Origin of the sequence: Methylobacterium organophilum, from assembly GCF_022179465.1 — a bacterium.
Taxonomy (GTDB): Bacteria; Pseudomonadota; Alphaproteobacteria; order Rhizobiales; family Beijerinckiaceae; genus Methylobacterium; species Methylobacterium organophilum.
The window spans coordinates 127,116-147,638 of the sequence record NZ_BPQV01000008.1 but is presented as its reverse complement, the minus strand read 5'-3'; the positions used below and the strand labels follow the sequence as shown (position 1 = coordinate 147,638).

20 protein-coding genes and 1 riboswitch are annotated in these 20,523 nt (G+C 72.5%); of the genes, 18 read left to right on the top strand and 2 right to left on the bottom strand.

Annotated elements, in window-relative coordinates; all coding sequences use genetic code 11:
* Positions 1-163: 163 nt before the first annotated feature.
* A riboswitch (TPP riboswitch) is annotated at positions 164-286 on the top strand.
* Between the two features lie 62 nt (positions 287-348).
* The 14 genes from thiO (at position 349) to MFF21_RS14600 (ending at position 13,598) form a co-directional block, all read left to right on the top strand.
* Positions 349-1,563, top strand: coding sequence for a glycine oxidase ThiO (gene thiO, locus MFF21_RS14665; RefSeq protein WP_238311868.1), 1,215 nt, complete (start codon positions 349-351; stop codon positions 1,561-1,563).
* Entirely contained in the window at positions 1,560-1,772 is a 213-nt protein-coding gene (thiS, locus tag MFF21_RS14660) for a sulfur carrier protein ThiS (protein WP_238311867.1), read from the top strand. Before thiO ends, thiS begins: the two co-directional genes overlap by 4 nt.
* A gap of 2 nt (positions 1,773-1,774) precedes the next feature.
* On the top strand, positions 1,775-2,578 hold the full coding sequence (locus MFF21_RS14655) for a thiazole synthase (RefSeq protein ID WP_238311866.1): 804 nt from the start codon (positions 1,775-1,777) through the stop codon (positions 2,576-2,578).
* The gene (locus MFF21_RS14650) at positions 2,575-3,219 is read left to right on the top strand and encodes a thiamine phosphate synthase (RefSeq protein ID WP_238311865.1); all 645 of its coding nucleotides are present in this window, start codon (positions 2,575-2,577) and stop codon (positions 3,217-3,219) included. The genes MFF21_RS14655 and MFF21_RS14650 overlap by 4 nt, the downstream gene beginning before the upstream one ends.
* A gap of 108 nt (positions 3,220-3,327) precedes the next feature.
* Positions 3,328-3,840, top strand: coding sequence for a CYTH domain-containing protein (locus MFF21_RS14645; protein WP_238311864.1), 513 nt, complete (start codon positions 3,328-3,330; stop codon positions 3,838-3,840).
* A 186-nt stretch (positions 3,841-4,026) separates the two neighbouring features.
* Positions 4,027-4,659 (top strand): 7-carboxy-7-deazaguanine synthase, encoded by a 633-nt coding sequence (gene queE, locus MFF21_RS14640; RefSeq protein WP_238311863.1) that lies wholly within the window; start codon positions 4,027-4,029, stop codon positions 4,657-4,659.
* Positions 4,660-4,724: 65 nt separating this feature from the next.
* A complete protein-coding gene (queD, locus tag MFF21_RS14635) occupies positions 4,725-5,081 on the top strand; it encodes a 6-carboxytetrahydropterin synthase QueD (RefSeq protein WP_238311862.1) in 357 nt (118 codons plus the stop codon).
* A gap of 13 nt (positions 5,082-5,094) precedes the next feature.
* Positions 5,095-5,817: a 7-cyano-7-deazaguanine synthase QueC gene (queC, locus tag MFF21_RS14630; RefSeq protein WP_238311861.1), complete on the top strand. Its 723-nt coding sequence runs from the start codon at positions 5,095-5,097 to the stop codon at positions 5,815-5,817.
* A gap of 208 nt (positions 5,818-6,025) precedes the next feature.
* A complete protein-coding gene (locus MFF21_RS14625; RefSeq protein WP_238311860.1) occupies positions 6,026-6,280 on the top strand; it encodes an acyl carrier protein in 255 nt (84 codons plus the stop codon).
* On the top strand, positions 6,277-7,440 hold the full coding sequence (locus MFF21_RS14620; protein WP_238311859.1) for an acyl-CoA dehydrogenase family protein: 1,164 nt from the start codon (positions 6,277-6,279) through the stop codon (positions 7,438-7,440). The genes MFF21_RS14625 and MFF21_RS14620 overlap by 4 nt, the downstream gene beginning before the upstream one ends.
* Positions 7,440-8,396, top strand: coding sequence for an amino acid--[acyl-carrier-protein] ligase (locus MFF21_RS14615; RefSeq protein ID WP_238311858.1), 957 nt, complete (start codon positions 7,440-7,442; stop codon positions 8,394-8,396). Before MFF21_RS14620 ends, MFF21_RS14615 begins: the two co-directional genes overlap by 1 nt.
* A gap of 5 nt (positions 8,397-8,401) precedes the next feature.
* Positions 8,402-9,370: a DUF1839 family protein gene (locus tag MFF21_RS14610; RefSeq protein ID WP_238311857.1), complete on the top strand. Its 969-nt coding sequence runs from the start codon at positions 8,402-8,404 to the stop codon at positions 9,368-9,370.
* A 12-nt stretch (positions 9,371-9,382) separates the two neighbouring features.
* The gene (locus MFF21_RS14605; protein ID WP_238311856.1) at positions 9,383-11,860 is read left to right on the top strand and encodes a glycoside hydrolase family 2 protein; all 2,478 of its coding nucleotides are present in this window, start codon (positions 9,383-9,385) and stop codon (positions 11,858-11,860) included.
* A complete protein-coding gene (locus MFF21_RS14600; protein ID WP_238311855.1) occupies positions 11,853-13,598 on the top strand; it encodes an alpha/beta fold hydrolase in 1,746 nt (581 codons plus the stop codon). The genes MFF21_RS14605 and MFF21_RS14600 overlap by 8 nt, the downstream gene beginning before the upstream one ends.
* Positions 13,599-13,614: 16 nt before the next feature.
* Here MFF21_RS14600 and MFF21_RS14595 read toward each other — a convergent pair whose 3' ends face one another.
* Positions 13,615-14,679, bottom strand: a complete 1,065-nt coding sequence (locus MFF21_RS14595; RefSeq protein ID WP_238311854.1) for a TerC family protein — start codon at positions 14,677-14,679, stop codon at positions 13,615-13,617.
* Between the two features lie 211 nt (positions 14,680-14,890).
* Between MFF21_RS14595 and MFF21_RS14590 the strand changes: the two genes are divergently transcribed.
* Positions 14,891-16,144, top strand: a complete 1,254-nt coding sequence (locus MFF21_RS14590; protein ID WP_238311853.1) for a TIGR03862 family flavoprotein — start codon at positions 14,891-14,893, stop codon at positions 16,142-16,144.
* A gap of 70 nt (positions 16,145-16,214) precedes the next feature.
* Here MFF21_RS14590 and MFF21_RS14585 read toward each other — a convergent pair whose 3' ends face one another.
* Entirely contained in the window at positions 16,215-17,021 is an 807-nt protein-coding gene (locus MFF21_RS14585) for a collagen-like protein (RefSeq protein WP_238311852.1), read from the bottom strand.
* 154 nt (positions 17,022-17,175) lie between these two features.
* On the opposite strand from MFF21_RS14585, the gene MFF21_RS14580 reads away from it, so the two are divergent.
* The 3 genes from MFF21_RS14580 to MFF21_RS14570 all read left to right on the top strand — a co-directional run bounded on the left by MFF21_RS14580 (position 17,176) and on the right by MFF21_RS14570 (position 20,468).
* Positions 17,176-17,634: a hypothetical protein gene (locus MFF21_RS14580; protein ID WP_238311851.1), complete on the top strand. Its 459-nt coding sequence runs from the start codon at positions 17,176-17,178 to the stop codon at positions 17,632-17,634.
* A 42-nt stretch (positions 17,635-17,676) separates the two neighbouring features.
* Positions 17,677-19,197, top strand: a complete 1,521-nt coding sequence (locus MFF21_RS14575) for a malonate--CoA ligase (protein ID WP_238311850.1) — start codon at positions 17,677-17,679, stop codon at positions 19,195-19,197.
* Between the two features lie 107 nt (positions 19,198-19,304).
* A complete protein-coding gene (locus tag MFF21_RS14570; RefSeq protein ID WP_238311849.1) occupies positions 19,305-20,468 on the top strand; it encodes a YihY/virulence factor BrkB family protein in 1,164 nt (387 codons plus the stop codon).
* Positions 20,469-20,523 lie beyond the last annotated feature (55 nt).

Below are 20,523 nucleotides of genomic sequence, written 5' to 3'. Positions count from 1 at the left end.
GACGAGCCTGCCCCGGCGCGGGTGAAGGCCGCGTCGCCGGACCGCGCCGGGAAGGGCCGGGGAGAAGGATTTTCGCGATTGCGGTTGAGAAACCCTCGCCACCAACGAGCGAATCCGACGCGGGCAGGGGGATTGACCCCGGCGGCCCGTGGGGCCAAATCGGGGATGTTCCAGGGAGATCCCCGGCAAGGGGCTGAGACACCGCTGGGCTCGTGACGAGCGGCGCGGAAATCCTTCGAACCTGATCCGGCTCATACCGGCGTAGGGATTGGACCTTGGGCTCCGCGAGAGCCCGCTTCACCGGAAGCGACAGGCACCAGTTCCTGCGGGCCACCGCGGAGTTCTCGCTTGTCGGACGTCCTGGCCTCCCCCTTCGGTCTGCGCCGCCTCTCCGGCGTGCGCCCCCGCCCCGCCGCCCTGCCGGAGCGGGCCGATGTCGTCGTGGTCGGCGGCGGCATCATCGGCCTGTCGATCGCCTGGCGCCTGGCGGAGGGCGGCCGCTCGGTCGTCGTGATCGAGCGCGAGAGCGTCGGAGCCGGGGCGAGCCTCGCCGCCACCGGCATGCTGGCGCCGGCCGCCGAGCACGAGCCGGGCTCCGACATCCTGCTGCCCCTCGCCCTGGAGAGCCTGCGCCGCTGGCCGGGCTTCCGCGACGCGCTCCAGGCGGCCTCGGGCCAGGACATCGATTACCGGGAGGAGGGGACCCTGGTCCTCGCCATCGGCCGGGACGAGGTCGACCGCCTGCGCTTCCGCCACGACCTGCAGCGGCGCTCCGGGGTCGCCGCGCAATGGCTCTCCGGCGCCGAGGTGCGCGTCCGCGAGCCGCTGCTGCGCCCCAACGTCACCGCCGGCATCCTCTGTCCCCTCGACCATCAGGTCGATCCCCGCCTCGTCATGGCGGCGCTGGTGCGCGCCTGCGAGGGCGCCGGCGTCGCCATCGTCGAGAACCGCGGCGTCGATGCCCTCGACCGGGAGGGGGGACGCGTCACCGGCATCCGGGCCGGGTCCGACCGGGTCGCGGCGCAGACCGTGATCCTCGCCGCCGGCGCCTGGAGCGGCGAGGCCGGGCTCCTGCCCTGGGCGCTGCCGGTGCGCCCGCTCAAGGGCCAGTCCCTCGCCCTGCGCACGACGAAGCGCACGGGCACGCTGTCCCACATGGTCTGGACCGAGCAGGTGCACATGGCCCCTAAGGGCGACGGCCACCTCATCGTCGGGGCGACGGTGGAGGATTGCGGCTTCAAGGCCGGCGTGACGGCGGGCGGCCTGTTCGCCCTGCTCGAAGGCGCCCGCCGCGTGCTGCCGGGAATCGAGGAGATGGAGATCGAGGCGGTCTGGTCGGGCTTCCGCCCGACCTCGGACGACGACGCCCCGATCCTCGACACGCCCATGCCCGGCCTCGTCGTGGCCACGGGCCATCATCGCAACGGCTACCTGCTGATGCCCGCCACCGCCGACGCGGTCGCCGCGCTGCTCGCCACGGGCGCGCTGCCGGATTTCGCCCGCGGCTTCGGGCTCGACCGGTTCGGGCAGGACGAAAACCAGGAGGGGAGGGCGGTCGCGTGACGGTGACCATCAACGGAGAGCGCCGCGAGCACGCGGCGGAGACTTTGGCGTCCCTGTTCGCGGTCGAGGCGGAGGAGCGCGGCATCGAGAGCCCGGAGGGCATCGCCATGGCCCTCAACGGCCGGGTCGTGCGCCGGAGCGAGTGGAGCGTGACGCCGCTCCGGGACGGCGACCGCGTCGAGATCGTGCGCGCCATGCAGGGAGGCTGAGGATGAGCCATCACGACACCGCGCTGACGGCCGAGGCCGCCGAGGACGTTCTGGAGATCGCCGGGGTGCGGCTCGCCTCGCGCCTGTTCATCGGCACCGCCGGCTATCCGAGCCAGAGCATCATGGCCGAGGCGGTGCGCGCCTCCGGCGCCGACGTGGTCACCGCCTCGATCCGCCGCGTCTCGCTGCAGGGTCACGGCTCGGACACCTTCCAGCGCCTCAAGGGCAAGCATTTCCTGCCCAACACCGCCGGCTGCGAGACCGCCCGGGACGCGATCCTGACCGCGGAGCTCGCCCGGGAGGCGCTCGGCACCAACTGGATCAAGGTCGAGGTGATCGGCGACCGCGAATCGCTCTACCCCGATGTGATGGAGTTGATGGAGGCCTGCCGCCACCTCGTCGAGGACGGTTTCGTCGTGCTGCCCTATTGCAACGACGATCCCGTCATCTGCGAGCGGCTGGCCGATCTCGGCTGCGCGGCGGTGATGCCGATGGGCTCGCTGATCGGCTCCGGCATGGGCGTCGCCAACCCGGCCAATCTCGAGATGATCTGCCGCCGGGCCAAGGTGCCGGTGATCGTCGATGCCGGCATCGGCACGGCCTCGGACGCGGTGATCGCCATGGAGCTCGGGGCGGCGGCCTGCCTCATCAACACGGCCGTGGCCAAGGCGGACGATCCGGTGCGGATGGCCAGGGCCATGCGCCATGCGGTCGAGGCCGGGCGCCACGCCTTCCGGGCCGGCCGGATTCCGCGCCGGGGCCGGGCCGAGCCGTCGAGCCCGCAGCTCGGTCTCGTCGGTTCGTGAGAAATCCGCTCCCGTCGCGGCTCCTCGTCGTGACGGACCGGCTGGGGGCGCGGCGTCCCCTGGCCGAGACGGTCCGGGCCGTCCTCGAAGGCGGCGGGCGCTGGATCTGGCTGCGCGAGCGCGATCTCGACGCGCCGGTGCGCCGGGATCTCGCCCGCGACCTCCTGGGGATCGTGCGGGGAGCCGGGGGGCGGCTCGTCGTCGGAGCGGATCCGGATCTCTGCGCGGCGATCGGCGCCGACGGCGTCCACCTGCCCGGCGCCACCACGGCGCCGGAGGTGGCGGCGGCGCGGCGCCGCCTCGGCCCCGCGGCCCTGATCGGCGTCTCGGCCCATGGCGCCGCCGACCTCGCCGAGGCCGCGGAGGCGGATTACGTCACCTTGAGTCCGATCTTCGCGAGTGCGAGCAAGCCCGGCTACGGACCGGCCCTCGGCCTCGACGGCCTGCGGGCCGGTTGCGCCGCCGGGATCCCGGTGATCGCCCTCGGCGGCATCGCGCCCGAGGCGGCGCCCGCCTGCCGCGCGGCCGGCGCAGCGGGGGTGGCCGTCATGGGCGGCCTGATGCGCGCGCAGGATCCTGCCGCCGCCGCCCGCACGTTCCTGGACGCTGTGGCGGGATCCGGAAGGATCCTGCGCGGGTGACGCGGTCGCTCGCGCCCCTGCGCCGTCGTGACGGGTGATCCCGGGAAATTGCTCTTGCTGCACTGCAATGCCATGCTTAGAGCCGTGCCGGATTGAGCCGGGTCACGTATGCGTTTCGAGATCGAGCGGAAGTTCTTGGTGGTGGGCGAGAGCTGGAAGGCGGCGGCCACGGACAGCCGTCTGCTCCGGGACGGCCTGATCGGACGATTCGGGACCGGCAAGGTCCGCATCCGCATGGATCCCGAGCGCGCCTGGATCACGGTCAAGGGCGCCCGCATGGGCTTCTCCCGGCCGGAATTCGAGTACGAGATCCCGCAAAAGGATGCCGCGGCGATGCTCGACGCGGTCTGCGTCGGCCCGATCATCGAGAAGACCCGCTACACGGTCCCCCATGACGGGATGCTCTGGGTGGTGGACGTGTTCGAGGGGCCGTTGAAGGACGTGACCATCGCCGAAATCGAGCTGGAGCGGGAGGACCAGATCTTCTCCTGCCCGCCCTGGATCGGCGAGGAGGTGACCGGCGACGTGCGCTTCCGGCAGACCACGCTCCTCGAGCTCTGTGCCCGCGGGCGCCGCTCGATCTCCCTCGACGACATCTTCGCCCTGCCCAAACTGGCCTGACCGTCGCGCGCGGAGGCCCTGCGGGCCGGGTGACGGCGCGTCCGCCCCGTTCGCGCCGCCGCAGCGGGAGGGGCGGCCCTGCCGGGGAGCCCGGTTACGCCCCCGGCATGGCAGGTTCGGCGAAAAGCGCCTATGTGCCGGGTCTTCCAGGGAAAGCGCGGCGCCCCTCCGGCGCGCGACGATGCGATGAGCTACGCGGTCAAGGAACTCTTCCACACGCTGCAGGGCGAGGGCGCCCGTGCGGGCCGGGCGGCCGTGTTCTGCCGCTTCAGCGGCTGCAATCTCTGGTCCGGCCGTGAGGCGGACCGGGCGAGCGCGGCCTGCCGCTTCTGCGACACGGACTTCGTCGGCATGGACGGGGAGGGCGGCGGCCGCTTCGCAGAGGCCGAGGATCTCGCCGCTGCCATCGCCGATACCTGGGAGGGCGGGCCCGCGAGCCGCTACGTCGTCTTCACCGGCGGCGAGCCGCTGCTCCAGCTCGACGCGGCCCTGATCGCGGCGGTGCATGCCCGCGGCTTCGAGATCGCGGTCGAGACGAACGGCACGATCCCCGCCCCGCCCGGCATCGACTGGATCTGCGTCAGCCCCAAGGGGAGCAATCCCCTGCGGCAGACCAGCGGCCACGAGCTGAAGCTCGTCTACCCGCAGGCGGATGCGCCGCCCGAAGCCTTCGCCGACCTCGCCTTCGCCCATCATTACCTGCAGCCGATGGACGGGCCGGAGCGGCTCGCCCATACCGAGGCCGCGGTCGCCTATTGCCGGAAGGACGCGCGCTGGCGGCTCTCGCTCCAGACGCACAAGCTCATCGGCATCCCCTGAGGGCTCTCGCCGGTCCGCCGCGCCGGCGGCCCGCCCGAGAGCCGACGTTTCACGAAGATCACGCCATGAAGATCACGCAAGCCTTCACCTTCGAGGCGGCCCACCGCCTGCCCAACGTCCCCGAGACGCATCGCTGCCACCGCATGCACGGCCATTCCTACCGGGTGGAGCTGCAGCTCTCCGGGGCGGTCGATGCGCGGACGGGCTGGGTCGTCGACTTCTTCGACGTGGAGAGCGCCTTCGCGCCGCTGCTCGCCCGGCTCGACCACCATTGCCTCAACGAGGTCGAGGGGTTGGAGAACCCGACCGCCGAGAACATCGCGGCCTGGATCTGGCATCGGGCCAAGCCGGCGCTCCCGGCCTTGTCCCAGGTGAAGGTGTACGAGACGCCGATGTCCTGGGCCGAGTACGACGGCGACTGAGGAGAAGCGAGGCATGGAGGACGGCGCGCTGGTTCTGTTCTCGGGCGGCCAGGATTCGACCACCTGCCTCGCCTGGGCCCTGGAGCGGTTCCCCCACGTCGAGACGCTGGGCTTCGATTACGGCCAGCGCCACGTCGTGGAGCTCGAATGCCGGGCGCATCTGCGCGCCGCGCTGACCGCCCTCGACGCGACCTGGGCGCGCCGGCTTGGCCCCGACCACACCGTGGACCTCGCCGCCCTCGGCGCGATCTCGGAGACGGCCCTGACCCGCGACAGCGCCATCGCCTTCGAGGCGAACGGCCTGCCCAACACCTTCGTGCCGGGCCGCAACCTCGTCTTCCTCACCTTCGCCGCCGCGCTCGCCTATCGCCGGGGCCTGCGCCACATCGTCGGCGGCATGTGTGAGACCGATTATTCCGGCTATCCGGATTGCCGGGACGACACCATCAAGGCGCTGCAGGTCGCGCTCAATCTCGGCATGGAGCGCCGCTTCGTCCTGCACACGCCGCTGATGTGGATCGACAAGGCCCAGACCTGGGCGCTCGCCCAGGAGACCGGCGGCAAGCCGCTGGTCGACCTCATCGTCGAGGGTACCCACACCTGCTATCTCGGCGAGCGCGGCACGCGCCACGACTGGGGCTATGGCTGTGGCACCTGCCCGGCCTGCACCCTGCGCGCCCAGGGATTCTCACGGTTTTGTGAGACGGAAGATGGGGATGCGGCATCGGCGCCGTGAGCGGGGCCGGTCCCGATCCGACACAGCGCCCGGGGCCGGGCCTCCGCGGCCCGCGGCCGGGATCGAAGGACGGCTCCGAAACCGAAACAAAATGAGACGAAGTGTTCATTTTTGAAATGAACGCTCCTGTTTACCAAGGCCGGTAATCTGATTTGAATTGAGAAAGGCGGTATTTTAAAAGAAATCATCCAAATAAGAGGTGGCCCGGATGATTTCGCTCGAAGATATTCGCGAGGTGGTCGGTAGCCTCGAGGCGATGGCCGGACTGGTCGAGGGGCTCGGCCCCGACGCGGACCTGTTCGAGAAGGGCCTGACCTCCTTCGGCTCGGTCCAGCTCATGCTGGCCCTGGAGGAGCGCTTCGAGATCGAGTTCCCCGATTCGCTCCTCAACCGCCGGTCGTTCTCGACCCTCAAGGCGATCCGCGACACCGTCGCCTCGCTGACATCGGCGGAAGCCGCATGAGCACGCTCGTCGCCCGCGCCCGGCGCGTCGCAGCCGTCGCCGCGCTCCATGCCGAGGATGTCGACCGGGAAGGACGTTTCCCGGCCGAGGCGGTCGCCGCCCTGCGCGAGGAGCGCCTGCTCGGGATCCAGATCCCGCGCCAGCTCGGGGGCGAGGGCGCCGGGATGATCGAGATCGCCGATGTCTGCACCCTGCTCGGGCAGGTCTGCACGGCGGCGGCGATGGTCTTCGCCATGCACCAGATCAAGGTCGCGAGCCTCGTCAGCCACGGCCTGGACAGCGCCTGGCATCGCGGCCTGATGGAGCGCATCGCCGCCGGGCAGCTCCTCGTCGCCTCCTCGACCACCGAGGGGGGCATCGGCGGCGACCTCCGCAACAGCCTCTGCGCCGTCGTGACCTCGGGCGAGGTCTTCTCCCTGGAGAAGGACGCGACCGTCATCTCCTACGGCGCCCATGCCGACCTCATCCTGGCGACCGCTCGCCGGCACCCCGAGGCGGCGACCTCCGACCAGGTTCTCGTCGCCCTGATGCGGGATCAGATCTCCCTGGAGCGGACCAGCCGCTGGGACACGCTCGGCATGCGCGGCACCTGCAGCGACGGCTTCAAGCTGGTCGTCCGGGACGTGCCCGTCGCCCAGATCCTGCCCAAGCCCTTCGCCGAGATCGCGGCGCAGTCGATGCTCGCCGCCTCGCATCTCCTCTGGAGCAGCGTCTGGTACGGCATCGCCAGCTTCGCGGTCGACCGGGCCCGGGCCTATGTCCAGGGCGAGGCCCGGCGCCGGCCCGGCCACGTGCCCCCGGGCGCCCTGCGGCTCGCGGAGGCCTCCAACGCCCTCCAGGCCCTGCGCGGCAGCGTGGTCGTGGCGCTGCGCCACTTCGAGAACGCGCAGGGCGATGCCGATGCGCTGGGCTCGATCGGCTTCTCGGTGATGCTCAACAACCTCAAGACCACGGCCTCCGCCACGGCGGTCGACGTCGTGCAGCGGGCGCTCGGGATCGTCGGCCTGTCCGGCTACAAGAACGGCACCCCCTTCAGCCTGGGCCGGGCCCTCCGCGACGTGCTCTCCGCGCCGCTGATGATCGGCAACGACCGCATCCTCTCCAACACCGCCAACCTCCTGCTCGTGCAGAAGGGCAGCGGCCAGCTCCTGAGCGCGTGATGGACCAGCTTGCTTCCTTCGAGATCCCGGCCCTCGCGACGGACGAGGCGACCGAGCCCCGCAGCTTCCTCGACCGGCTGTTCGATCACGGCCTGCTCGTGCGCACCGGCGTCGACGGCCTCTATGGCCGCAGCGGCGCCTTCGAGAGCGTGGTCGAGGCGATCGACCGGCTCGCGACCGAGCTCGGCGCCGCCGATGGCGCCGAGGCGATGCGCTTCCCCCCGGGCATGAGCCGGGCGAGCTTCGAGCGCAGCGGCTACCTCAAGGGCTTCCCGCACCTCGCCGGCACCGTGCACTGCTTCTGCGGCAACGAGGCGGACCATGCCCGCCTCCTGGCCTGCCTCGAGGCCGGGGACGACTGGACGGCCAAGCAGGCGGCGAGCGAGGTCGTGCTGACCCCGGCGGCCTGCTACCCGCTCTACCCCGTCGCCGCCGCCCGCGGGAACCTGCCCGAGAACGGCCTGCTCTTCGATCTGCAATCCTACTGCTTCCGGCACGAGCCCTCGCTGGAGCCGACCCGCATGCAGATGTTCCGCATGCGCGAATACGTCCGCATGGGTACGCCGGAGCAGGTGATCGCCTTCCGCGAGACCTGGCTGGAGCGCGGTACGGCCATGATGCGCGAGCTCGGCCTGCCCCTCGCCGTCGACCCCGCCAACGATCCGTTCTTCGGCCGGGCCGGGCGCATGCTCGCCAACAACCAGCGCGACCAGGGCCTGAAGTTCGAGCTGAACGTCCCGGTCAACAGCGTGGACAAGCCCACCGCCTGCCTGTCCTTCAACTACCATCAGGACCATTTCGGCGAGGTCTGGGGCATCCGGCAGGCCGATGGTTCGGTCGCCCACACGGCCTGCGTCGGCTTCGGCCTGGAGCGGATCACCCTGGCGCTCCTGCGCCATCACGGGCTCGACCTCGCCGCATGGCCCGAGGCCGTGCGCGCCCGGCTCTGGGGCTGACGCGCATGTCCGCCGCCCTCGCCCTGATGCCGGAGCCCGCGGCTCCGGCCGGCCACGCCGCGCATCCCCTGCACGCCTTCGACCGCATCTGGCCGGAGTCGAACTGCTACGTCGATCTTTGGATCGAACTCCTGCATGCCCGCGGCCTCGTGCCGGAGGCGATGCTCGGCTTCACCCTGCGCCAGGACTTCGAAGGCGACCAGTTCACCTTCTTCAAGCCCTTCGCCGCCGATCTCGAACGGCTCTACGGCCTGGAGATCCAGGAACTCGCGATCTACGACAGCCTGGAGAGCCAGGCCGCCGTGCAGGTCGCCCGCGGCAACCCGGTCCTCGTCGAGGTCGACGGCTTCCACCTGCCCGACACCGTCGGCACGACCTATGGCATCGAGCACCACAAGACCACGATCGCGATCCTCGGCCTCGACCGGGCCGGCCGCCGCCTGGACTATCTCCACAACGGCGGCCGCTACCGGCTGGAGGGCGCGGATTACGCGGGCCTCTTCGCCCCCGCGCTCCTGTTCCCCTATGCCGAGTTCGTGAAGACGAGCGGCTCCGCCCTCCCGGCTTCCGCGCTGCCCGAGGTCGCCCTCGCATTGCTGCGGGCCCACCGGGCCAAGGCGCCGCGGGCGAACCCGATCGCCGCCTTCCGGGACAGCGTCGCCGCCTGGGAGGATGGCTTCCTGCGCCGGCCGCTCTGCGCGTTCCACGCCTACGGCTTCAACACGACGCGCCAGCTTGGAGCGAATTTCGAACTCCTCGCCAGCCATCTCGACTGGCTCGGGGCCGCGACGGGCCGCGATTTCGGCGAGGCCTCCGCCGCCTGCCGGATTCTGGCGCAGGAGGCCAAGACCTTCCAGTTCCAGATTGCCCGCGCTTTCGCCCGCGGTGGGGCGGTGGGGCTCGCCACCCGGCTCGACCGGGCGGAGGCCGCCTACGCGACGGTCTTCGCCGCCCTCGACCGCAGCCTGGACTGAGCGGGACAGGCCATGGCCCGTGTCCTCTCGGTGGACGGCCGGGCGCCCGAGCCGCTCAGCGGCCCGTGGGAATTGCTGCTGACCGCGCCGGAGGCCTGCCCCGGCCCCGGCGATCTCGCTGGCCGGGAGGGCTGGATCCCGGCCCTCGTGCCCGGCACCGCCGCCGCGGCGCTGAAGGCCGCCGGGCTCTGGTCCGCGGCCGCGCCGACGCCGCTGCACGAATCCGACATCTGGTACCGGACCCGCTTCGCGGGCAGCGGCCGCGCCTGCCTGCGCTTCGAGGGTCTCGCCACCCTGGCCGAGGTCTGGCTGAACGGCGTGCTCGTGCTGTCGAGCCGCTCGATGTTCCTCGCCCACGCGGTCGAGGTGGATCTCGCCGGCGACAACACCCTCGCGATCCGCTTCCGCGCGCTTTCCGTCGAACTCGCCAAGCCGCACAAGCGCGGCCGCTGGCGCCCGCGGCTCGCCACCCCCGGCTCCCTGCGCCATGTCCGCACCAGCCTGCTCGGCTTCATGCCGGGCTGGTGCCCCTCGGTCGACGCGGTCGGCCCCTACCGGCCCGTCACCCTCGAAGCGCTTTCCGACCGAGGCCCGCGCGTCCTCTCGGCGGATCTGCGCAGCGATCTCGACGGGGAGACGGGGCGCCTGAGCCTGCGCCTCGCCGTGGCGAACGCGTCCGGCCCCGCTCTCCTGCGCTGTGCCGGGCACGCGGCGCCGCTGCGGGCGGTCGCCCCCGGGCTCTACGAGGCCGACCTGGCGCTGCCGGGCGTCGCGGCCTGGTGGCCGCATACCCATGGCGAGCCCGTCCTCCACGCCGTCGAGGCGGAGATCGGCGGGGTGCGGATCGATCTCGGCCGCACCGGCTTCCGCCGCCTCGTCATCGACCGCACCGGCGACGGCTTCGCCCTGCGCATCAACGGCGTGCCGGTGTTCTGCCGCGGCGCCTGCTGGACGCCGCCGGATCTCGTCGGCCTGTCCGGCACGGAGGCGGCCTATCGCCCGGTTCTCGACCTCGTCCGCGCCGCCGGCATGAACATGCTGCGGGTCGGCGGCACCATGCTCTACGAGGCGGCGGCCTTCCACGATCTCTGCGACGCCCTCGGCATCCTGGTCTGGCAGGACCTGATGCTCGCGAATTTCGACTACCCGACCGACGATCCCGCCTTCCGCGACCAGCTCACCCGCGAGGTGGTGCAGCTTCTCGACCGCACGCAGATGTCGCCCTCCCTCTGCGTGGTGGGCGGGGGCAGCGAGGTCTGGCAGCAGGCGGCGATGCTCGGCTTCCCGCGCGAGGCGTGGTCCGGTGGCTTCGTCGAGGAGAGCCTGCCCGGTCTCGTCGCCGCGTCGCGGCCGGATCTCGCCAGCGTGCCGAACTCGCCGTCGGGCGGCGACGTGCCGTTCGCGGCCGAGGCGGGGGTGGCGCATTACTACGGCGTCGGCGCCTATCTGCGCCCCCTGGAGGATGCGCGCCGCGCCGGTGTGCGCTTCGCCACCGAATGCCTCGCCTTCGCTCATGTGCCGGAGCCGGCGAGTCTCGCCCGCGCCGGGCTGACCGACCCCGAGGATCCGCGCTGGGCGGCGGGCGTGCCCCGCGACCGCGGCGCCGACTGGGATTTCGAGGGCGTGCGCGACCATTATGTCGGCCTGCTCTTCGGGGCCGATCCGGGCCGCCTGCGCCGCGAGGCGCCGGAGCGCTACCTCGCGCTGGGCCGCGCGGCGGCGGTGGAGGTGATCGAGGCGACCTTCGCCGAGTGGCGGCGGGCGGCCTCGCCCACGGCCGGCGGCCTCGTCTGGCTGCTGAAGGATCTCGCCCCCGGCGCGGGCTGGGGCGCGATCGACCACGAGGGTGCCCCGAAAGCCGCTTGGTACGCGCTGCGCCGCGCCTTCAGCCCGGTCCAGATCTGCCTGACCGACGAGGGCCTGAACGGCCTGCATGTCCATGTCCACAACGAGACGCCGCGGCCCCGGGATCTCGTCCTGCGTCTCGCCTTCACCGACGCGAAGGGCAAGGCCGTCGCCGCCGCGGAACGGGCGCTGACCGTCGCACCGCGCAGCGGGCAGCGATTCACCTCCGCCGCCCTGCTCGGGCGCTTCTTCGACGTCACCGACGCCTATCGCTTCGGTGCCCCGGCCCATGCGCTCGGCCATGCCGAACTCTGCGACGCGGCCACCGGTGCGGTGCTGGCCGAGGCCTTCCACCATCCCCTCGGCCGCGATGTCGCGCCGGGCGAGACTGGCCTTTCCGCCCGGCTGATCCGCGACGGTGCGGGCTGGGCGCTGGAAATCGCCGCCGGGCGGCACGCTTTCGGCGTGGCCATCGACCTCGACGGGGCGACCGCCGCCTCGCGGCCCGAGGACAACCACTTTCACCTGGCGCCGGGCCGGACGCGGACGATCCCGCTTCTCGGCCGGCCGGAAACGGCGCCGCGCGGCCGGGTCGTCGCGCTGAATGCCCTGGAAACTTGCAGCTTCGGAGGCGAGGATGCCTGAGACGGAAACCGTGCCCGCCCAGCCCGTCGCCTTCGAGGGGCTGTTCGGCTGGCACAGCCCGGGCCGCACCGGGCGCGGCGTGATCCTGTGCGGGACGCACGGCTACGAGCAGCTCTCGGCCCATCGCGGCTGGCGGGCGCTCGCCGAGCGGATCGCCGGCACGGGCTGCACGGTCCTGCGCTTCGACTATCCCGGCCAGGGCGATTCCGGCGACGTCGCCGTGGAGCGGCTGGAGGATGCCCTCGGCGCGATCCGCGCGGCGATCCGCTTCCTGCGGGCGGATCCGGGCATCGAGGAGATCGCCCTCGTCGGCCTGCGCCTGGGCGGCACGCTCGCGGCGCAGGTGGCGGCGGAAACGGGCGGGGTCGATCGCCTCGTCCTGATCGCGCCCTTTGCCGCCGGCCGCACCTTCCTGCGGGAGATGAAGATCCTGTCGCGCACCACCGGCGTCCTGCCGGACGGTACGCCCCTGCCGCAGGAGCCGGAGGGCCTCACCGTCGCGGCTTTCCGCATCGGCCCGGCGCTCTCGGAGGATCTCGGCGGCCTCGACCTCGCCAAGCTGACTCGGGCGCCCGCGCCGCGCATCCTGCTGCTCGGGGGTGAGGGGGGCGCCCTGCCGAAGCGCTTGGCCGCCCTCGGCGCGCAGGTCGAGACACGCCCCTTCCCCGAGCTGCCCGACCTCGTCTCGAACCCCCTCTACGCCAAGGTGCCGGAAGCGGCCTTCGCCGCGGTGGCCGCCTTCCTGTCGGAGGGCGCCGCGCCGCGCCTGCGCCCGGCTGCGCCGGCCCGCGAGGCCGTCCTGGCCGGCCCCGGCTGGTCCGAGCGGCCGGCGCGGTTCGGGCCGGGGCTGTTCGGCCTCGCCTGCGCGCCCGAGACGCCCCTGCCGCGGGCGCCGGTGGTGCTGTTCGTGAATGCCGGCACCAACGTCCATTCCGGCTGGGGCCGCTCGACGACGCGCCTCGCCCGGCGCCTCGCCGGAATCGGCGTCGCCTCCCTGCGGATGGATCTCGGCGGCATCGGCGACAGCGCCCCGCGCGCCAGCGGCATCTTCCCGATCTATGCCGACGAGACCCTGGACGACGTGACGGCCGCCCTCGACCATCTCGGCCGGCCGGCGGTGATCTTCGGGGCCTGCAGCGGCGCCAATCTCGGCTTCCATGCGACCTGCCGGGATCCGCGGATCGCGGCGGCGATCCTCGTCAACCTGCAGCGCTTCGACTGGGACAAGACCCAGGACATCGAGGTCGCGATGCGGAATGTCTACCGCAGCACCGGCACCTATGCCGCCATGCTGAAGCAGGGCGCGGCCTGGAAGCGGCTGGTGCGCGGCGAGGTGCGCGTGGGGCCGATCCTCGCCTCCCTTGCCCGGCGCGGGTTCGAAGCCGTGCAGCGGCGCATCGCCCCGCTCGTGAATCCGCCGCCCGGCGGCTCGGTGAAGCGGCGCGTGGCGGCCATCCGGCGGCGGGGCAGCCTGATCCAGCTCGTCTACAGCCAGGGCGACGTGGGGCTGGCGGACCTCGCCCTGCAGCTCGGCCGGCAGGCGGATGCCCGCCTCGGCCGCCCCGTCACCGTGATCCCGGAGGCCGATCACGACCTCAGCACGCGCGCCGCCCAGGAGACGCTCTACGGCGTGGTGAGCGGCCTGCTGCGGGATCTCGCGGCCGCCCCGCTCCCGTCGAGCGAGGGCGCGCGCGGAGCGGCACCCGTCGCCTACGGCCGGGTCGCGCCCGCGCGCTGAGGCCGAGGCCCCCGGGTCAGGCCCGGTGGGTGGCCTCTTGCGGCGGCTTGCCGGGTTCCTTGCCGGCGTCCTTCTCCGTCTCCGGGCCGCCCGCGACGCCGCGGGTGCGCCACAGGCTGTAGGTGACGCCCGCCGCGAGCAGCACCAGGGTGACGAGCAGCGAGACCCACGGCGGCACGTGCACCAGGTCGAAGGTGTCGGCCACGACGATCTTGGCGCCGATGAACAGCAGGATCAGGGCGAGCGCCGTCTTCAGATAGGCGAAGCGGTCGACCATGGCGGCAAGCGCGAAATAGAGCGCGCGCAGGCCCAGGATCGCGAAGATGTTCGAGGTGTAGACGATGAACGGGTCGGTGGTGATGGCGAAGATCGCCGGCACGCTGTCGACCGCGAAGATCACGTCGGCGATGTTCACGAGCACCAGGGCGAGGGCCAGCGGCGTCAGCCAGAGCACCGGCTTGCCGTCCCGGCGGCGCGGCTCGCGCACCACGAAATGCTGGCCGCGGGGCTTGTCGGTGATGCGCAGGTGCTTGCGCAGGAAGCGCAGGCTCGCGCTCTCGTTCACGTCCTGCGCGTCCTCCTCCTTGGAGAACAGCATCTTGAGGCCGGCATAGATCAGGAAGGCGGCGAAGAGCGAGAGCACCCAATGCGCCTGCTGCACCAGGGCGGCGCCGAGCCCGATCATCAGCCCGCGCAGGAGGACGGCGGCGAGGATGCCCCAGACCAGCACCCGGTGCTGGGCGGCGCGGGGCACGCCGAGGGCCGTGAGGATGACCGCGATGACGAAGACGTTGTCCATCGACAGCGACTTCTCGATCACGAGGCCGGTCACGTATTCCTGGCCCGCCTGGGGCCCGAGGTACCACCAGACCCAGCCGCCGAAGACGAGGCCGAGGCTGAAATAGAAGGCGGTGAGGAGAAGGCTCTCCTTCACGCCGATCTCGTGGTCCTTGTCGCGGTGGAGCAGGCCGAGATCGAAGGCGAGCAGGGCGGCGATGAGGGCGTGGAAGCCCAGCCACATCCAGACGGGCTTGCCCAGCCACGCATGGGTGAGGAAATCGGCGGTCAAAAGGTCGGACATGTCGGGACGCGGGGATGCCTCGGGGAAGAGAGCATCGGCTCCGACATCACGTGGCGCAGGAGAACCTGCGCCCCGCCAGAGGGGCCCGCAGCCGATGGCGGGCAGTTATTCCCGGATTCGTGCTGAATCAAGGCCGGTCCCCGGCGCCGCGTGACAGCCCGGCCGGCGGTTTCGCCTTGACAGGCGCGCCGTCCTGCGGCCTCCCGCCGCCATGGCTGATGACGGGGACGATCGGATCGCGGTGGTGGGGGGCGGCCCGGCGGGGCTCGCCGCCGCCGAGCTGCTGGCCGGGGCGGGCCTTCCCGTCACGGTCTACGAGCGGATGCCGTCGCTCGGCCGCAAGTTGCTGATCGCCGGGCGCGGCGGCCTCAACCTCACCCACAGCGAGGCGCTGCCTGCCTTCCTCGCCCGCTACCACCCGGCCGAGCCCCGCCTCGCCGCGGCGATCGAGGCCTTCCCGCCCGAGGCCCTGCGGGACTGGTGCGAGGGTCTCGGGCAGCCGACCTTCGTCGGGTCGAGCGGACGCGTCTTCCCGCGGAGCTTCAAGGCCTCGCCGCTGCTGCGGGCCTGGCTCGCCCGGCTCGCCGGCCTCGGTGTGTCCCTGCGCCCGCGCCACCGCCTGGTGGCCTGGGACGCGGAAGCGCTCACTTTCGCGACCCCGGAGGGAGCGATCGCCTGCCGCCCCCGGGCCGTGCTTCTGGCGCTGGGCGGGGCGAGCTGGCCCCGGCTCGGCTCGGACGGGGCCTGGGTGCCGCTCCTGGAAGAGGGTGGCGTGCCCGTCTCTCCCCTCACGCCGGCCAATGTCGGCTTCACGGTCCCCTGGTCCGCCCACATGGCCGAGCGCTTCGCCGGGGCGCCGCTCAAGCGGGTCGGCTTCGCCTTCGAAGGCACCCGCCTGCTCGGCGAGGCGGTGGTGACGGCCGAGGGCATCGAGGGCGGGGCGATCTACGCCCTGTCCCGCCCGATCCGGGAGGCGATCGCCCGCGAGGGGGCGGCTTGCCTCACCCTCGATCTGCGGCCGGATCTCGACCGCGACACCCTCGCGGCCCGGCTCGCCGCGGGCAAGGCGGGGCAATCCGCGAGCAACCGGCTGCGCAAGGGCGCCGGCCTCGATCCCGTGGCGGCCGCCCTGCTGCGCGAGGCGCATGGCGTGGCGCTGCCCTCCGAGGCGAAAGCACTCGCCCGCTGCATCAAGGCGGCGCCCCTGCGCCTCACCGGCCCGCGCCCGATCGCGCGGGCGATCTCCACGGCGGGCGGCGTCGCCTTCGCCGGGCTCGACGCCCGCTTCATGCTGCGGAGCCGGCCGGGCACCTTCGTGGCCGGCGAGATGCTCGACTGGGAGGCCCCGACCGGCGGCTACCTGCTCCAGGCTTCCTTCGCCACCGGCCGCGCGGCGGCGGCGGGCCTGATCGGGTGGCTCGGGGAGCGGGGGTGGTCCCGCAATCCATCGATGACGGAGCGTTGAGCGGCGCCCCCTCTCCCCGCAAGCGGGGCGAGGGGATGCGCGGAGACCGAAGTATTCGAGTTCGGCCGCTTCAGGGCTTCGTGCAGATCCCGACCATGCCGGCGCTGTCGCCGGGGCAGCGCGCGCCGGCGCCGCCCTCGCCGAAGACCGGGCTGCCGCTCCGCAGGCAATGGGCTGAGGCGAGGATCTCGCCGCTCTCGCAGGTGACCTCGCAGCCGCCCTGGGAGCAGCTCTCCTTGCGCAGGACGCGCAGGAGCGTCGCGGCGGGGGGCGCCTCCGCCTTCTCCCCGGCCGGTCCCGGCTCGCCCTTCGTGCCCGGTTCGCCCTTCGGCCCCGCCTCACCCGCGGGGCCGGGCGGACCGGCCGGTCCCGGGGCGCCGGCCGGTCCGGCCTCGCCCTGCGGTCCCTTCTCGCCGGGCAGGCCCTGCGGGCCGGTCGGCCCCGGCTCGCCCTTCGGCCCGGCCTGGCCTTCCGGGGCGCAATTGGCGATCACGGCCTCGCGCTCGTCCTCCTCCGCCTTCAGCGTGGCGACGCAGGTCGCGGGCCGGTAGGGCAGCTTGAACAGGAAGCGGCCGCGGCTGTCGGCCATGACCGAGATGTCCTCGTCGAGCACCACCACGATCCCGCCCTTGCGCACGCTGCCGGAGATGCGCAGGTCCCCCGCCTCGATGCGGGCGTCGTAGACCATGATGGGCTGGGCCGGCGTCTGCGGCCGCCGCCGGGCCGGCTTCGCGGAGGCGGCTGGGCTCGGCTGCGGGGCCTCGGCGACAGACGTCTGCGCGGCCGGCGTCTGGGCGGAAGCGCCGCTTGCGGGAAGCGCGAGGGAGAGGGCGCCGACCATCACCGCTACGATCCTGGTGGCCGTCCTGGCACGCATCCGCTCGTCTCCTCCGGGGCGCCGTCGGGGCTGTCGGCGCGGCGGGCCGGACCTTGTGGTCCCGCTTGCGCCAGGGTCAAGCCCGGCCGGCCGGCCGAGCCGCGCCCCCGCACATCCGCTCGACTTCGCACGAAGCGGGAGTAAATGTGCCGCCATGTCGCGCCCCGTCCTCGCCCTGCTCTGCCTTCTCTGCGCCGTTTCGGCCCTCGCCCCGGCCGCGCGCGCCGACGAATGCGACGGGCTCGCCCAGCGGATCGCCGCGGCGACGGGGGCGCGCAAGGTCGGCAAAAGGGTCGGCCCGAGCATCGACGTGCGGGCCGCGAGCGGGGTCAGGCTCGACCTGACCTGCCGGGCCGAGCCGATCGTGCAGGCCTCCTCCGGCGATCCGGCGCCCTCGGCCGAGTTCTTCCGCGAGCTGACCATCGCCGGGGAGCTCGTGGTCGGCGAGCCCGCGGCCGCCGTGCAGGCGGCCCTGGTCAAGGCCTACGAGACGGCGCTGGCCGAGCGCCGCAAGTCCTTCATCCAGCAGAACGGCTGGTCGGCGAGCTGCTACACCGACAGCGCCGGGGCTCTGCGCACGCTCTGCTCGGTCGGCCGCATCCCGCGCGGCTGAGACGATCCGCGCCGCCCGGCCCCAGACAGAAGAAACGACGCCATGGCCAACCACCTGTTCGACCTCGTCCGCACCCATCTGCCGGAGGACCCCGCGGCGCGGACGGTGATCGAGACGCCGGACGGGCGCCGCTGGTCCTATGCCGACCTGATCGCCCGCTCCGGCGCCTATGCCGCCGCCCTGGCGGCCCTCGGCGTGACGCCCGGCGCCCGCGTCGCCGTGCAGGTCGAGAAGAGCCCGGAGGTGATCTTCCTCTATCTCGGCGCCGTGCGGGCGGGGGCGGTCTTCCTGCCCCTCAACACCGCCTATACCGGGCCGGAGATCGCCTATTTCCTCGGCGATGCCGAGCCGGCCCTGTTCGTGTGCGATCCCGCCCGGCTGGAGGCCTTGTCCGAGGTCGCCCGGCAGGCGGGCGTCCCGGTGGTCCGCACCCTCGACGCCGCGGGCCGCGGCAGCCTCGCCGAGGCGGCGGATGCGGCGGACGGCGATGTCGCGGACGTGCCCCGCGGGCCGGACGATCTCGCGGCGATCCTCTACACCTCGGGCACGACCGGGCGCTCCAAGGGCGCCATGCTGAGCCACGACAACCTCGCCTCGAACGCGCTGACGCTCGCCCAGTACTGGCGCTTCACCGCCGGGGACGTGCTGATCCACGCGCTTCCGGTCTTCCACACCCACGGCCTGTTCGTGGCGACGAACACGGTGCTCGCCACCGGCGGCTCGATGCTGTTCCTGCCGAAGCTCGACCCGAAGCAGATCCTCGCGGTGATGCCGCGGGCCACGGCGATGATGGGCGTGCCGACCTTCTACACCCGCCTCCTCAAGGAGCCCGGCCTGACCCGGGAGGCCACGGCCCATATGCGCCTGTTCGTCTCCGGCTCGGCGCCGCTTCTGGCCGAGACGCATCGGGAGTGGTCGGAGCGGACGGGCCACGCCATCCTCGAGCGCTACGGCATGACCGAGACCAACATGAACACCTCGAACCCCTACGAGGGGGCGCGGGTGCCGGGCACGGTCGGCTTCCCCCTGCCGGGCGTCGCCCTGCGGGTGGTCGACCCGGAGACCGGCGAGGCCAAGGGCGAGGGCGCCGTCGGCATGATCGAGGTGAAGGGGCCGAACGTGTTCAAGGGCTACTGGCGCCTGCCCGAGAAGACCGCCGCCGAGTTCAAGACCGACGGCTACTTCATCACCGGCGATCTCGGGCTGATCGACCGGGACGGCTATGTCCACATCGTCGGGCGCGGCAAGGACCTCATCATCACCGGGGGCTACAACGTCTATCCGAAGGAGGTCGAGACCGAGATCGACGCCCTGCCGGGGGTGGTCGAATCCGCGGTGATCGGCCTGCCGCATGCGGATTTCGGCGAGGGCGTCACCGCCGTCGTCGTGGCCGGCGAGAACGCCCCCGACGAGGCGGCTCTGCTGCGGGCTCTGGAGGGACGACTCGCCCGCTTCAAGGTGCCCAAGCGGGTGCTCTTCGCCCGCGAATTGCCGCGCAACACCATGGGCAAGGTGCAGAAGAACCTCCTGCGCGAGCAACACAAAGACCTCTACAGCCAATAATTGGGCCGTTGCCAGGGTCCCGGCCGCGGAGCGCTGGAACGGCCAAGCCTGGGCCACGTTGAGTTGCGCCGCCCGGATCCGGGTGGTGACCTCTCGCCGACCGCCCGATGCCGCCCTCCGCGCCCCCGCCTTCCGATCCCGCCGGCCAGCCCCCCGGCTCCGTCCTCTGGACCCTGCTCCTCGGCGCCGCCGTGATCGGCCTGGCGCTCGCGCCGAGGCGCGCGGCCGGGGAGGCGCCCGAGCCGGCCCCCCCGCCGGAGCAGGGCCGCGAGAAGAATGGCGGCGCCCATTCGCACGAGGGCAAGGCCGCGCGCTGGGTCGCCGCCACGCAGGGCGACCGGGGCCGCTTCGCCAACCACCCGACCGAGATCCCCGCGCCGGGCTGGAAGGACATCCTGTTCCGCGTCTACCAGGAGTTCAACAAGGACCGGGTGCTCTCGGTGGCGGCGGGCGTCACCTTCTACACCCTGCTCTCGCTGTTCCCGGCGGTCGCCGCCCTGGTGACCTGCTACGGCCTCGTCGCCGACGTCAGCACGATCAACCAGCACCTCACGGCGATGCAGGGCGTGCTGCCGCAGAGCGCCATCGACATCATCGGCGAGCAGGTGAAGCGCATCGCGGCCAAGCCCGGCGGCACCCTGGGGCTCACCTTCTTCACGAGCCTGACGCTGTCGCTGTGGAGCGCCAACGCCGCGATGAAGGCGATGTTCGACGCGCTCAACGTCGTCTACGAGGAGGAGGAGAAGCGGAACTTCTTCTGGCTCAACATCCGCTCGCTCACCTTCACCATCGGTGCCCTGGTCTTCGTGATCGTCGCGCTCTCGGCCATCGTGGTGCTGCCGGTGGTGTTCAACTTCGTCGGGCTGGGGGACGGCGCCTGGCTCATCGCCATGGCGCGCTGGCCGGTCCTGCTCCTGGTGGTGCTGGGCGGGCTGGCCGTGCTCTACCGCTACGGCCCGAGCCGGGAGCGGGCGCGCTGGCGCTGGGTCGGGGCGGGCAGCGTGGTGGCGGCGCTGCTCTGGCTCGCCGCCTCGATCCTGTTCTCCTGGTACGTCGCCAATTTCGGCAATTACAACGAGACCTACGGCTCCCTCGGCGCCGTGATCGGCTTCATGACCTGGATCTGGATCTCCGCCACGATCGTGCTGCTCGGCGGCGAGATCAACGCCGAGATCGAGCACCAGACCGCGCGCGATTCCACGACGAGCCCGGAGCAGCCCCTGGGCCGGCGCGGCGCGCGCATGGCGGATACGGTGGGCGCGGCAGCCTGATCCGGCCCGCGAGGCTCGTGTCCGGTCGCGGGGGCTGGTATACCAGCCGCGACAA